Here is a 13679-nt window from a genome sequence, read left to right as displayed (position 1 = left end):
GCGACGGCGCATGAATCCCTGCTCGTCGCGTCCGCAGATCGTCGGAAGTCGAAGAACATGACAGCAGCAGACGTGCAGACCATCGGCGCCGCCATCGGCGTGGCCGGCGAGCCCCCGGTCGAACCCGCCTCCGCCGTGCGGATGAGCACGGCGGGCCTCTCGCTCCACGGGCGGGACGAGGTGCTGCTGTGCGCGTCGCTCTTCCCGTTCCGCATCCCCCGCGAGGAATGGGGCGACCGCCTCGCCGCGGTCCGCGCCTCGGGCTACCAGGTGATCGACGTCTACCTGCCGTGGAACTTCCACGAGCTCTCCCCCGGCGAGTGGGACTTCACGGGCCGCCGCGACGTCGGCGCCTTCCTCGATCTCGCGCACGAGGCGGGCCTCTCCGTCATCGCCCGGCCCGGTCCCTACATCTGCTCGGAGTGGGACGGCGGGGCTCTGCCCGCCTGGCTCGCCCTCGAGGACGGCCTGCGCATCCGCCAGGCCGAGCCGCGGTTCCTCGCGCACGTCGAGCAGTGGTTCGCCCGCGCGATGCCGATCATCGCCGAACGGCAGGCCGATGCGGGCGGTGCCGTAATCGCGGTGCAGCTCGAGAACGAGCTCGACTTCTTCGACACCGCCGACCGCCACGGCTACCTCACGGCCCTGCGCGACCTCGCGCTCGCCGCGGGCATCACCGTCCCGCTCATCGCCTGCGCGGGCCAGGGCGACATGACCGGCGCGACGGGGGGCGTCGAGGGCGTCGTGCCGACCTTCAACTTCTACCCCGACGACGACTGGTCGGGCATCGAGCCGCTCGTGCGCCGGTACACCGACATGCTCGCCGAGCAGGGGCTGCCGCTGCTCGTCACCGAGACGAACCGCGTCCACCGCACGCTGCGGCGGCTGCTCGTGAGCGGGGCTCGCGTCATCGCCCCCTATCTGCAGGCGTCGGGCTACAACTTCGGCTACACGCCGTCGGTCGGCAACTGGGGCGACCCCGGCGGGTTCATGTCGCACGACTACGACTTCCACGGCTTCCTGTCCCCCACGGGCGAGGCGCGGCCCGAGCATGCCGAGGCGCGCGTGCTCGCCGCCGTCGTCCGCGCGCTCGGTCCCGCCCTCGCGCGGGCGGGCGTCGAAGAAGCCGCGGGCGCATACCGCACGGATGCGCCCACCTCGACCTCGCCCTCGCGCCTGCTGCTCGACGGCGGCGGCTCGCTGCTCGGCATCCCGAATCTCGGGGATGTCGCGACGGATGCCGCGCTGCCGGCCGAGGGCGGACTGCCCGAGGTGACGCTGCCGCTGCCGCCGAAGTCCTGCGCGCTCGTCACGCGCGAACTCCCGCTCGAGCGCTTCGGACTGCCCGGCACGCTCGCGATCGCGACGGCCGACCTCGTCGGCGCCGACGCGGACGGCATCGTCCTCGCGACGCGGGGACCGAGCGTGCTCGGGTTCTCGGTCGAGAACGCGGGCGAGCCGGTCGCGGGCATCGGGTCGCTGGTCCCCGCGGGGGCGGGGATCGTGCTCGCCGAGCTTCCCGCACCGACCCCGGGGGCGCCCGTCCGCGGCGCCCTCGCGCTCGGGACCGTCGAGTGGAGCGTCACCGTCTGGCACAGCGACGAGCTGCCCGACGCGGACGGCGCCGCGCCGATCGCGCACGCGTCGCAGGATGCGGAGCCCGCCGTCCTCACCGAGGCGACGGGCCTCGATGTGCCGACCCGCGCGGGCGAGGTCACGCGCCATGACGTGGCGCCGACTTCGGAGTCGCTCGGCGTGCACCGCGGCCGCGTCCACTACTCCGCCGACGTCTCCGAGGCCCCGGCGCTGCTCATCGAGGGCGCGAGCGACATCGTCGACCTCTCGCTCGAGGGCCGCGCGCTCCCCACGATCGCGCGGTTCGGCGCGACCGCCCTCGTCGAGACCGACGGCGCGACGCGCCTCGACGCGACGGTCGAGACGTGGGGCCACGCCAACTTCGACGACTCGCGCCTGCCCGCTCTGCGTCTCGGCTCGCTGCGCGGCATCGGCCGCGTGTGGCGCGTCATCGGGCAGGACGACGTCACGGGCATGTGGACGATCGACGGCCCCGGCACGTGGGCCGGCCAGCCCGCGCCGCTCCCCGTGCTCGGCGGCTGGAGCAGCACGCGCGTGGGTCTGCCCATCACGTATCGCCGCGACCTCTCCGTCGACGGGACCCACCACCACGCGCTCGCCTTCGCGGGTGTCCCCGGCTCGATCGCCGTCGAGGTGGACGGCCGGACGCGCATCGTCACGGCGGAGGACCCGTGGCTGCACCTCGCGCCCGGCGAGGGCCGCGACATCGCGGTCTCGCTCGCGCACCAGCCCGGCGCGCTCGGCGGAGCGACCCTCTTCCGCCTCGACGAGGTGCGCGGGTGGGATGTCGAGCCGCAGCCCGACACGGCGCTCGTCGCGCTCGCGGGGGCCGCGGCATCCGGAACCCCGACGAGTCTGCCGCTGCGACTCGAGGCGGGCGACGAGGCGTGGCTCGAGATCCCCATCCCCGACGGCGCCCAGTCCCTGCGCTTCGAGGGATCGCACGTGCGGGTGAGCGTCTTCGCGGCCGGCGAGCTGCTCGGCCGCGTGTGGCTGAGCGACGCTGCCCGGCCGCGCTTCACGGGCGGCGACGCGGGTCGCGTCATCGTTCCCGCCGCGTGGAACAGCGGCTCCGTGCGCGTCCTGGTGCACGCGACGGCGGGCGAGACGGCTCCCGAGCTCAGCGCGGTGCTCGCGGGCTGAGCAGGGAGATCGGGATACGGGATGCCGCGGTGCGACGGGGCATCCCGTTCTCGTTCTGTCAAGCCGTCTCGACAGAGCGCGTCCACCGTTCGATGATCGACCCCATGCAGGAAGTGCAGATGTTCGACCACGGCGAGCTCGTCGAACTGCCCGGCGGCGAGACCGGCACCGTCCTCTATCCGACGACGTCACCGCCCGTCGAGTTCTTCGACCCGATCGAGGGTCCGTTCATCCTCCGGGCGGTGTTCGTCCTCGTGGAGTCGGGCGAGGTGCGACGCTATATCGCGTCGGCGCTCACCCCCCTGATCCCGCACTGAGCGCGCGGCGGCCCGGTCTCAGCCGCGCGGCGCCGCCGGGGCCGTCCGGCGCGCGCGACGCGCGAGGACGAGCACGAACACGAGCGCGACGACGGCCGTCGCGCACAGGAGCATGAGGCCGACGGTGTAGCTGTTCGCCTCCGCGTTGTAGGTCGCGCCCATGACGAGCGGCGGGAAGTAGCCGCCGAGGCCGCCGGCCGCGCCGACGATGCCCGTGACCGAGCCGACACGCTCGGCGGGCGCCTTCTGCGCGACCCACGTGAAGACCGCGCCCGTGCCGAGGCCGAGGAAGATCGCCATCGCGACGAACGTCGCACCCGCGAGCAGCTCGGGCGGCGGCTGCAGCGCGACGACGACCGCCATGACGGCCGCTCCCGCGAGCGAGATCGTGAGGACCGTCGGAGGTCCGATGCGGTCCGAGAGCCAGCCGCCGACGGGTCGCGCGATGACTGCCGCGATCGCGAAGCCCGCCGTGCGAGCGCCCGCGTCGGCGAGGTCGAAGCCGTAGATGACGTTGAGGTAGGTGGGCAGGTAGGTCGAGAAGGCGACGAACCCGCCGAACGTGACGGCATAGAGGAACGCCATCTGCCACGTGACGGCGAGCTTGCCCGCGGCCTTGAGCTTGGGGGCGACCTTGTCGCGGTTGGGGGTCCACAGCGGGGAGTCCCGCATGCCGAACCACACGATGATCGCGACGACCACGAGCGCCGCCGCAAGGATGATGTGGGTCGCGGCATAGCCGAACCACGCCACGAATCGCGGCGTGAAGAAGGACGACAGGGCCGTGCCGCCCATGCCGGCGCCGAACAGGCCCGTCGCGAAGCCGCGCTTGGCCGGCTCGTACCAGGCGTTGACGAACGGGATTCCGACGGCGAAGGTCGTCCCCGCGATTCCGAGGACGAAGCCCGCCGCGAGCAGGAACGCGTACGACCCGGCCTCGCCCGCCCACAGCACGAGCAGCACAGGCACCGCCGAGGCCGCGGTGAGCACCGTGAACATGACGCGCCCGCCGAACCGGTCGGTGAGCGCCCCCGTCATGATGCGGCCGACGGAGCCGACGAGCACAGGCGTCGCGATGAGAAGCGACAGCTGGGTGGGGGTCAGGTCGAGCTCGTCGGCGTACCGCACGCCGAGCGGGCCGATGATGTTCCAGGCCCAGAACGTGATCGTGAACGCGAGCAGCGCGAGGCCCAGGTTGCGGCCGCGGCCGGGCAGCACGGCGACGTTCGACGGCGTCGTTGCGGTCATCGTCTTCCCCTTCTGGTGGGTCGATCCGGTTCGCGGTCGGGGGTGCCGATCGGGGCCCAGCCGCGTCGCGTGGCTCCCGCCGTCGTCGGGCGGGCGTCGCGCGAGCGGTAGACGATGTACGGCCGGAACAGGTAGTGGACGGGCGCCGTGAAGGCGTGCACGAGCCGCGTGAACGGCCACAGCATGAACAGCACCATCCCGATGAGGGTGTGGATCTGGAAGTCGAGCGACGCCTCGCTCATGGCCGCGATGTCCGGCTGGAAGACGAACAGCGAGCGGAACCACGGCGCGACGGTCTCGCGGTACGTGAGTTCCTGATGGGGCCCGATGACGCTCAGCACGGTCGTCGCGAGCCCCGCGACGATCGCGGCGACGAGCACGACGTACATGAGCTTGTCGTTCTTCGTCGTCGCCATGAAGACGGGACCCGTCGTGCGACGGCGGTAGATCAGGATGCCGACGCCCACGAGCGTCGCGAAACCGGCGACCGAGCCGAGCGCGAGGGCCGCGAGGTGGTACATCTCCTCCGAGACGCCGAGGAAGTCGGTCCAGGCCTTCGGGATGACGAGCCCGACGGCGTGGCCGATGATGACGACGAGGATGCCGAAGTGGAAGAGCGGCGAGCCGATCCGCAGCAGCCGTGATTCGTAGAGCTGCGACGACCTCGTCGTCCAGCCGAACTGGTCGTAGCGGTAGCGCCAGATGAGCCCGCCGACGAGCACCGCGACCATGATGTACGGCAGGATCCCCCACAGGAAGAGCTCCATCAGCGCGCCCCCGTCCCCGCGAGCGGCAGGAGCCGGGGGTCGTACGCGTCGAGGCCCACCGTCTCGCTCGGCGGACCCGATGCCGCAAGCGCCATCGCCTGCTGCCGGTCCTTCGGCGAGCGCCCGGGCAGCCGCGCGCAGACCGCCGCGAGAACGCCCGCGTAGGGGGAGCCGCGCTCGGCGAGCGCGATGCGGATCAGCTCGAGGCTCGCGCGGTACTCCTGGAGCAGCTCGGCTCCGGCATCCGGATCAATGCTCGCGTACTCGAGTACGAGCGGCAGATGGTCGGGCAGCTCGCCCGTATCCGCAAGCTCGAGCCCCGCCTCTCGGAAGCGCCGCTTGAAGTCGGCGAGCACCTGCCCGCGCCGGCGGGTGTCGCCGTCGGTCCAGTAGCTCAGGTACAGCGCGTGCCGCTTGGACATGTCGAACACGTCGACGTAGCTCGTTTGCACGGTCTCTGCGGGCGTCGTGCGCCACCAGTCGAAGAGCGGGGCGAAGTCGGCGGCGGCCGCGGCCGACGATTCGGCGAGCGCCTCCGCGACGAGGTCGCGCAGCTCGAGCACCTCGGCGGACGGATACGAGAGGACGACGGATGCCGCGCGGTACACCACTGCGCGACTCACGGCTTCTCCTCCCGCGGCGGGAAGAGCCCGGCGGGCGCACCGTTCCCGTCCCAATTGAGCAGGTTGACGCGGCCGCGCAGGCTCTCGCCGCTCGCGCTCTGGTCCGAGGTCTGCCGATCCCGCAGGGCGTGGAAGGTCTCGACCGCGACGGGCGTGGGCAGGCCGCTCGCCTCGCCGAAGGGGCCCGAGTCGTTCCCGTATGCGCCGCCGTCGAAGTCGAGCGAGCAGCCGAGCTCCTCGAGCTCGTGCGCCTGCTCGTAGTGGGCCGTGGGGATGACGTAGCGCTCCTCGTACTTCGCGATCGCGAGCAGCCGGTACATCGCGTACATCGACTCGCCGTCCATGCCGACGGAGGCGGGGATGGATGCATCCAATTCCCGTCCGAGTGTCATGTCTCGCAGGTACGACCGCATCGCCGCGAGTTTGCGCAGCACCCCCGAGACGACCTCGGTGTCGCCCGCCGTGAAGAGCTCGGCGAGGTACTCGACGGGGATGCGCAGCGCCTCGATCGCGCCGAACAGCGTGCCGGCGGACTCGGCGTCGTGCCCCTGGTCGCGCAGCAGGTCGACGATGGGCGAGAGCGGCGGGATGTACCAGACCATCGGCATCGTGCGGTACTCCGGATGCAGCGGCAGTGCCACGCGGTGCTTCTTCGCGAGGATGTAGACGGGCGAGCGCCGCGCAGCATCCATCCAGTCGTCCGGGATGCCGTCACGCCGGGCCTGCGCGATGACGGCGGGGTCGTCGGGGTCGAGGATCAGGTCGAGCTGCGCCTCGTAGAGGTCCTTCTCGTCGGGGGTCGCCGCGGCCGCCGTGACGCGGTCGGCGTCGTAGAGGAACAGCCCGAGGTACCGCAGGCGCCCGACGCACGTCTCGGAGCAGACGGTCGGGATGCCGACCTCGAGGCGCGGGTAGCACAGCGTGCACTTCTCGGCCTTGCCGGTCTTGTGGTTGAAGTAGATCTTCTTGTACGGGCAGCCCGTGATGCACTGCCGCCAGCCGCGGCAGCGGTCCTGGTCGACCAGGACGATGCCGTCCTCTTCGCGCTTGTAGATCGCACCGGACGGGCACGAGGCCATGCACGACGGATTGAGGCAGTGCTCGCAGATGCGCGGCAGGTAGAACATGAAGGTCTGCTCGAACTGGAACTTGATCTTGTCCTCGGACTCGCGCCGCACCTTCTCGACGATCGGGTCGAGGTGGCCCATCTCGGAGGCGCCGCCGAGGTCGTCGTCCCAGTTGGCCGACCACGTGATCTTGGTGTCCTTCCCCGTGATGAGCGACTTCGGCCGCGCGACGGGGAAGTCGTCGCCGAGCGGGGCGTCGACGAGAGTCCGGTAGTCGTACGTCCAGGGCTCGTAGTAGTCCTCGAGCTTCGGCTGGACAGGCGACGAGAAGATCGTGAACAGGCGGCTGAGGCGCGAGCCCGTCCGCAGCTTCAGGCGTCCGCGGCGGTTGAGCGTCCAGCCGCCGCGCCACTGCTCCTGGTCCTCGTACCGGCGCGGGTACCCCTGCCCCGGACGCGTCTCGACGTTGTTGAACCACACGTACTCGGTGCCGGCGCGGTTCGTCCACGCCTGCTTGCACGTGACCGAGCAGGTGTGGCATCCGATGCACTTGTCGAGGTTCATGACCATGCCCATCTGGGCCATGACGCGCATCAGTACGTCACCTCCTGCGAGCGCCGGCGTATCGTCGCGGTCATGTCGCGCTGATTGCCCGTGGGGCCCAGATAGTTGAACGCGTACGACAGCTGCGCATAGCCGCCGATGAGGTGCGTCGGTTTGACGAGCAGCCGCGTGACGGAGTTGTGGATGCCGCCTCGACGGCCCGTCGCCTCGGACTTGGGCACGTCGATCGTCCTCTCCTGCGCGTGGTGGACGTACACGACGCCCTCGGGCATGCGGTGCGACACGATGGCCCGTGCGACGAGCACCCCGTTGGAGTTGACGCACTCGACCCACTCGTTGTCGGCGGCGCCGATGGCCGCGGCATCCTGTGGGCTCATCCACACCGTCGGGCCGCCGCGCGAGAGCGACAGCATGAAGAGGTTGTCCTGGTACTCCGAATGGATCGACCACTTCGAGTGCGGAGTCAGGTAGCGCACGACGACCTGCTGGCGCCCGTCGGGTCCGAGCTTCGGCTCGCCGAACAGCCGGTGCATGTCGAGCGGCGGACGGTAGATCGGCAGCGCCTCGCCGAGGTCGCGCATCCAGTCGTGGTCGAGGTAGAAGTGCATGCGCCCGGTCAGGGTGTGGAAGGGCTTGAGCCGCTCGATGTTGACGGTGAACGGCGCGTAGCGGCGCCCGCCCGTCTCCGACCCCGACCACTCCGGCGACGTGATGACGGGCACGGGCGCGGCCTGGGTCATCGCGAAGGTGATGTGCTTCTCCTCCGACCCCTCTGCGAGATCGTGCAGCTTCCTGCCGACGCGCTTCTCGAGCGTCGTGAAGCCCTGCACCGCGAGCTCGCCGTTCGTCGTGCCCGAGAAGGTCAGGATCGCCTCGGCCATCTTGACGTCGGTGTCGATCGCGGGGCGCCCGTCGCCGGCACCGCCGAGCATGACGCCGTTGCTGCGCTCGAGGCGCTCGACGGCGTGCCCGAGGTCGTACGTCACGTTCTTCGTCGTGAAGCCGAGCGTGCTCGCGAGCGGGCCGATCGTCGCGAGCTTGTCGGCGATCGCCGTGTAGTCGCGCTCGACGACCGCGAGCATCGGCATCGTCTTGCCGGGGATCGCGGGAACGTCGCCGCGCGCCCAGTCGCGCACGACGCCGCCCGGCTGGCTCACTTCGCCGGGGGTGTCGTGCTGCATGGGCACCGAGACGATGTCCTTGCGCACACCGAGGTGCGTCTTCGCCATCGTCGAGAACTCGCGCGCGATCGCGTGGAAGAGGTCGAAGTCGCTCTTCGCCTCCCAGGGCGGGTCGATCGCCGGCGTGAAGGCGTGCACGAACGGGTGCATGTCGGTCGACGACAGATCGTGCTTCTCGTACCAGGTCGCGGCGGGGAACACGACGTCCGACAGCAGGGTCGTCGAGGTCATCCGGAAGTCGGCCGACACGAGCAGGTCGAGCTTGCCCTCGGGGATGTCGTCGCGCCACGCGATCTCCTTCGGACGGACGGATGCCTCGTCCGACGCCATGACGTTGTTGTGAGTGCCGAGCAGGTGCTTGAGGAAGTACTCGTTGCCCTTCGCCGACGAGCCCATGAGGTTGGAGCGCCACAGCGTGAGCAGTCGCGGCCACGACGAGGGCGCATCGATGTCGGAGATCGCGGTCTTGAGCGAGCCGTCGACGAGCCGGCCCGCGACGTAGGACGCGGCATCCGTCGACTCGCCCTGCTCGACGGCGTGCGCCGCTTCGTCGGCGAGGTCGAGCGGATTGGCGTCGAACTGCGGGTAGAACGGCATCCAGCCGAGCCGCGCGGACTGCGCGATCGTATCGGCCGTGTGCATGCCCGCGAGGTTGCCCTCCGCGAGGGGGCTCGCGAGCGCGTCGGCCGCATAGCCGTCGAAGCGCCACTGGTCGGTGTGCATGTACCAGTAGGCGGTGCCGATCATGGTGCGCGGCGGACGCGTCCAGTCGAGGGCGTTCGCGAGCGAAAGCCACCCCGTGATCGGCCGGCACTTCTCCTGGCCGACGTAGTGCGCCCAGCCGCCGCCGTTGCGGCCCATCGCCCCCGTCAGGACGAGCAGCGCGAGGATCGACCGGTACGTCGCGTCGCCGTGGAACCACTGGCAGATGCCGGCGCCCATGATGATCATCGAGCGCCCCTCGGACTCGATCGAGTTCGCCGCGAACTCGCGTGCGATGCGCGTGCACGCCTCGGCGGGGACGCCCGTGATGTCCTCCTGCCACGCGGGCGTGTAGGGCGTCGACGCGTCGTCGTAGCCGGTCGGCCAGTCGCCGGGCAGGCCCTCCCGGCCGACTGCGTACTGCGCGAGCATGAGGTCCAGGACCGTCGTGACCAGGATGCCGTTCACCCGCGTCGCGGGGACACCCCGGTGCAGCACGGCACCCGAGCCGTCGGCCGCGTCGAAGCGCGGCAGCAGCACTTCGGTCGGCTCCTCCGAGACCTTCGCGTCGCGCACCGAGAGCGCGGGGAGCACGTCGCCGAGATCGAGGTTCCAGCGCCCCTCACCCGAGTCGGCGTAGCGGAAGCCCATCGAGCCGTTCGGGACGCGCGGCTCGCCGGACGCGGCATCCAGCACGACGGTCTTCCACGCGTCCTCGGGTGCCGTCTCGCCCAGGTCGGCCGCAGTGAGGAACTTGCCCGGCACGAGGCCGCCGTCCTTGTGCTCGACGAGCGTGATGAGGTGCGGCAGGTCGGTGTAGGTGCGGGAGTAGTCGACGAAGAAGGGCACGCGCTGGTCGACGTAGCGCTCCTTCAGGATGACGTGGCCCATCGCCATCGCGAGCGCCGCGTCGGTGCCGGCCTGACACGGCAGCCACTCGTCGGCGAACTTCGTGTTGTCGGCGTAGTCGGGGCTCACCGTGACGACCTTCGTGCCGCGGTAGCGCACCTCGGCCATCCAGTGCGCGTCGGGCGTGCGGGTCACGGGCACGTTCGAGCCCCACATCATGAGGTAGGTCGCGTCCCACCAATCGCCCGACTCGGGCACGTCGGTCTGATCGCCGAACACCTGCGGGCTCGCGACCGGGAGGTCGGCGTACCAGTCGTAGAACGAGGTCATGACTCCGCCGACGAGCTGCGTGAAGCGCGTGCCGATGCAGTGCGACACCATCGACATCGCGGGGATGGGCGAGAAGCCCGCGACCCGGTCGGGCCCGTGCTCCTTGATCGTGTGGACGTACCCGGCCGCGACGAGCTCGACCGACTCCTGCCACGTCGCCCGCACGAGTCCGCCCTTCCCGCGGGCCTGCTGGTAGCGGCGGCGGGTCTCGGGGTTCGTCGTGACCTCGTGGAACGCCTCGACGGGGTCTCTGCCGGCCGCTTTCGCCTTGCGGTACTCCTCGAGCAGCACTCCGCGCACATACGGGTACCGCACGCGCGTCGGCGAGTACGTGTACCAGCTGAACGCGGCGCCGCGCGGGCAGCCGCGCGGCTCGTACTCGGGCCGGTCCGGACCGACGCTCGGGTAGTCCGTCTGCTGCGCCTCCCACGTGATGATGCCGTCCTTGACGTAAACCTTCCACGAGCACGACCCCGTGCAGTTGACGCCGTGCGTCGAGCGCACGACCTTGTCGTGGCTCCACCGGTCGCGGTAGAACGAGTCACCCTCGCGCCCGCCCTGGAGAAACTGCGCCCTCCCGTCGTCGGTCTGCTCGCGTCTCGTGAAGAATCGCCCCACCTTCAGGAGCGCGTCGGAAGCCGGACCGTCAACACCGATGGCGGGCGTCATGGCACGGACGATACCGAAACCTTCAGGGCGCCGATAGGTGTCGGCGCGACGTGTCATGCTTTCGAGGCCGGCCGGTCACGGCGGCATCCGTTCCCCCATCGGCAATGCGGCACGACCCGTTCGCGGGCGACGGTGGCCCCGCGTCGCCCGGCACTGCCAGACTGAGCGCATGAGCGTGATCGAGAACTCGAAACTGACAGTCGTCGGCGCGGGAGCAGTCGGATCGAGCGTCGCGTACGCGGCACTCATCCGGGGGTCGGCGCGTCACGTCGCCCTCTACGACATCGCGACCGAGAAGGTCGAGGCCGAAGTGCTCGACCTCGCACACGGCACGCAGTTCACCGGATCGAGCGACATCATCGGCGGCAGCGACGTCTCGGTCGCCGAGGGCTCGCACGTCGTCGTCATCACGGCCGGCGCCAAGCAGCGACCCGGCCAGACCCGCACCGAGCTCGCCGGCGTCAACGCCAACATCCTCAAGTCGATGCTCCCGCAGCTGCTCGAGGTCGCCCCCGACGCCGTCTACGTCATCGTCACGAACCCGTGCGACGTGCTCACGGTGCTCGCCCAGGAGTCCACAGGCATCTCGCCCGAGCGCATCTTCGCGTCCGGCACGGTGCTCGACACCTCGCGCCTGCGCTGGCTCGTCGGCCGCCGCGCCGGCGTCTCCACCTCGAGCGTGCACGCGTACATCATCGGCGAGCACGGCGACACGGAGTTCCCGCTGTGGTCCACCACGACGATCGGCACCGTGCCGATCCTCGACTGGCAGCCCGCCGACGGCCGGCCGCGCATGACGGTCGACGAGCTCGATCAGATCGCCGTCGATGTTCGGGATGCCGCCTACAAGGTCATCCAGGGCAAGGGTGCGACCAACTACGCGATCGGCCTGTCCTCGGCGCGCATCGTCGAGGCGGTCCTCAACGACGAGCACGCCGTCATGCCCGTCTCGACCGTGCTCGATGACTTCCACGGTCTCAACGGCGTCGCGCTGTCGGTGCCGTCGATCGTGAGCGCGTCGGGTGCCGTCCCGATCCGCGAGACCCAGTTCTCGCCGAACGAGCTCGGCCTGCTCCGCCGCTCGGCCGACGCCCTGAGGGAGGTCGCCGCCTCGCTCCGGGACTGACGCCCGGTCGTCGAGCGATCTCGCCCTCCCGGTCGTCGAGCGATCGACGCGAGACGAAGCGCGCGAGCCCCGCGCAACGCGCGCGCGTCCCCGGCGATGTCGCACGGCCGGGTTAGCCTGAACCCGTGCCGACCCGCCGCCCCACCGCCGCCCCGTACCGCTGCACCGAATGCGGCTGGACGACGATCAAGTGGGTCGGCCGCTGCGGCGAGTGCCAGCAGTGGGGGACGGTCGTCGAGGCCGCCGAGCAGAGCGGCATCCTGCGAACCGTCTCGCCCGTCGCGCCCTCGGCCGGCCGGACGGCTCGGCCCATCACGCACCTCACGACGAGCGAAGAGCCGCGGCGCACGACGGGCGTCGGAGAGTTCGACCGCGTGCTCGGCGGGGGTCTCGTGCCGGGCGCCGCGATCCTGCTTTCGGGCGAGCCGGGCGTGGGCAAGTCGACCCTTCTCCTTGAGGTCGCCGCGCAGTCGGCACGCGCGGGCCGGCGCGTCCTCTACGCGTCCGCCGAGGAGTCGACCGCGCAGGTGCGACTGCGCGCCGAGCGCACGGGTGCTCTGCACGACGAGCTCTACCTCGCGAGCGAGATCGACCTCGCGACCATCCTCGGGCACGTCGACGAGGTGCAGCCCGATCTGCTGATCGTCGACTCCGTTCAGACGGTGTCGTCCGCTCTGTCGGACGGCATGGCGGGGCATCCGTCCCAAGTGCGCGAAGTCGCCGCGACCCTCATCCGCATCGCGAAGGACCGCGGCCTCCCCGTCATCATCGTGGGGCACGTCACGAAGGACGGCTCGATCGCCGGCCCGCGCATCCTCGAGCATCTCGTCGACGTCGTGTGCCACTTCGAGGGCGACCGGCAGACGTCGCTGAGGTTCGTGCGCGCGCTCAAGAACCGCTTCGGGCCGACCGACGAGGTCGGGTGCTTCGACATGACCGGCGCCGGCATCGCCGAGGTCGCCGACCCGAGCGCCCTGTTCCTCGGCCACGGCGCCCCGGTCGCGGGCACGTGCGTCACGATCGCGCTCGAGGGGCGGCGCGCGCTGCCCGTCGAGGTGCAGGCCCTCACGATCAAGAACGGCGGACCCAACCCGCGCCGCATCGTGAGCGGGGTCGATTCGGCGCGCGTCGCGATGATCCTCGCGGTGCTCGAGCGCCGCGCGGGCGTCACGGTGTCCGATCAGGACGTCTACGTCTCGACGGTCGGCGGCGTGCGCCTCGTCGAGCCCGCGGCCGACCTCGCGATCGCGATGGCGATCGCGAGCGCCGCGCGCGACCGCGCGCTTCCCCGCGGCACGGCCGCAGTGGGCGAGCTGAGCCTCGCGGGCGAAGTGCGGCCCGTGACGCAGGGCGCGCAGCGGCGCGCCGAGGCGGCGCGGCTCGGCTATCGCTCCGTCGTCGACGCGTCGTCGGAGTCGCTCGCAGGCGCCCTGCGCGATCTGGCCGCCCGCGGTCGTCCCGCGCGCGACGAAGGCGCGCCCGACTTCTGAGCAGGCT

At 71.0% G+C, this 13679-nt stretch carries 9 protein-coding genes; 4 read left to right on the top strand and 5 right to left on the bottom strand.

The genetic code is table 11. The features are described from left to right. Positions 1 to 57 precede the first annotated feature (57 nt). Positions 58 to 2739 carry a beta-galactosidase gene (locus MJ607_RS14150; protein ID WP_243076238.1) on the top strand — a complete coding sequence of 894 codons (2682 nt, stop codon included), beginning with the start codon at positions 58 to 60 and terminating at the stop codon, positions 2737 to 2739. Between the two features lie 104 nt (positions 2740 to 2843). Beyond that, the gene (locus MJ607_RS14145; protein ID WP_243076237.1) at positions 2844 to 3056 is read left to right on the top strand and encodes a hypothetical protein; all 213 of its coding nucleotides are present in this window, start codon (positions 2844 to 2846) and stop codon (positions 3054 to 3056) included. 18 nt (positions 3057 to 3074) lie between these two features. Here MJ607_RS14145 and MJ607_RS14140 read toward each other — a convergent pair whose 3' ends face one another. The 5 genes from MJ607_RS14140 to MJ607_RS14120 are packed head-to-tail and all read right to left on the bottom strand — an operon-like array spanning position 3075 to position 11056. Beyond that, entirely contained in the window at positions 3075 to 4304 is a 1230-nt protein-coding gene (locus MJ607_RS14140; RefSeq protein WP_243076236.1) for a NarK/NasA family nitrate transporter, read from the bottom strand. Next, positions 4301 to 5071 (bottom strand): respiratory nitrate reductase subunit gamma, encoded by a 771-nt coding sequence (gene narI / locus MJ607_RS14135; RefSeq protein WP_243076235.1) that lies wholly within the window; start codon positions 5069 to 5071, stop codon positions 4301 to 4303. Before narI ends, MJ607_RS14140 begins: the two co-directional genes overlap by 4 nt. After that, positions 5071 to 5694: a nitrate reductase molybdenum cofactor assembly chaperone gene (narJ, locus tag MJ607_RS14130; RefSeq protein WP_243076234.1), complete on the bottom strand. Its 624-nt coding sequence runs from the start codon at positions 5692 to 5694 to the stop codon at positions 5071 to 5073. The genes narI and narJ overlap by 1 nt, the downstream gene beginning before the upstream one ends. After that, the gene (gene narH, locus MJ607_RS14125; protein WP_243076233.1) at positions 5691 to 7355 is read right to left on the bottom strand and encodes a nitrate reductase subunit beta; all 1665 of its coding nucleotides are present in this window, start codon (positions 7353 to 7355) and stop codon (positions 5691 to 5693) included. The genes narJ and narH overlap by 4 nt, the downstream gene beginning before the upstream one ends. Further along, a complete protein-coding gene (locus MJ607_RS14120; protein WP_243076232.1) occupies positions 7355 to 11056 on the bottom strand; it encodes a nitrate reductase subunit alpha in 3702 nt (1233 codons plus the stop codon). Before MJ607_RS14120 ends, narH begins: the two co-directional genes overlap by 1 nt. A gap of 169 nt (positions 11057 to 11225) precedes the next feature. On the opposite strand from MJ607_RS14120, the gene MJ607_RS14115 reads away from it, so the two are divergent. Both MJ607_RS14115 and radA read left to right on the top strand, forming a co-directional pair. Further along, a complete protein-coding gene (locus MJ607_RS14115; protein WP_243076231.1) occupies positions 11226 to 12182 on the top strand; it encodes an L-lactate dehydrogenase in 957 nt (318 codons plus the stop codon). A gap of 125 nt (positions 12183 to 12307) precedes the next feature. Further along, positions 12308 to 13672, top strand: coding sequence for a DNA repair protein RadA (gene radA, locus MJ607_RS14110; protein ID WP_243076230.1), 1365 nt, complete (start codon positions 12308 to 12310; stop codon positions 13670 to 13672). Positions 13673 to 13679 lie beyond the last annotated feature (7 nt).

The organism is Microbacterium sp. SS28 (genome assembly GCF_022761035.1).
Classification (GTDB): domain Bacteria; phylum Actinomycetota; class Actinomycetes; order Actinomycetales; family Microbacteriaceae; genus Microbacterium.
Note: the sequence above shows the minus strand (reverse complement) of the source record. Positions and strands in the feature narration are given on the sequence as shown.

What these genes read in the sequence shown, in the direction of transcription:
- MJ607_RS14150 (WP_243076238.1), top strand. Translation starts at nt 58, where the DNA reads ATGACAGCAGCAGACGTGCAGACCATCGGCGCCGCCATCGGCGTGGCC.
- MJ607_RS14145 (WP_243076237.1), top strand. Translation starts at nt 2,844, where the DNA reads ATGCAGGAAGTGCAGATGTTCGACCACGGCGAGCTCGTCGAACTGCCC.
- MJ607_RS14140 (WP_243076236.1), bottom strand. Translation starts at nt 4,304, where the DNA reads ATGACCGCAACGACGCCGTCGAACGTCGCCGTGCTGCCCGGCCGCGGC.
- narI (WP_243076235.1), bottom strand. Translation starts at nt 5,071, where the DNA reads ATGGAGCTCTTCCTGTGGGGGATCCTGCCGTACATCATGGTCGCGGTG.
- narH (WP_243076233.1), bottom strand. Translation starts at nt 7,355, where the DNA reads ATGCGCGTCATGGCCCAGATGGGCATGGTCATGAACCTCGACAAGTGC.
- MJ607_RS14120 (WP_243076232.1), bottom strand. Translation starts at nt 11,056, where the DNA reads ATGACGCCCGCCATCGGTGTTGACGGTCCGGCTTCCGACGCGCTCCTG.
- MJ607_RS14115 (WP_243076231.1), top strand. Translation starts at nt 11,226, where the DNA reads ATGAGCGTGATCGAGAACTCGAAACTGACAGTCGTCGGCGCGGGAGCA.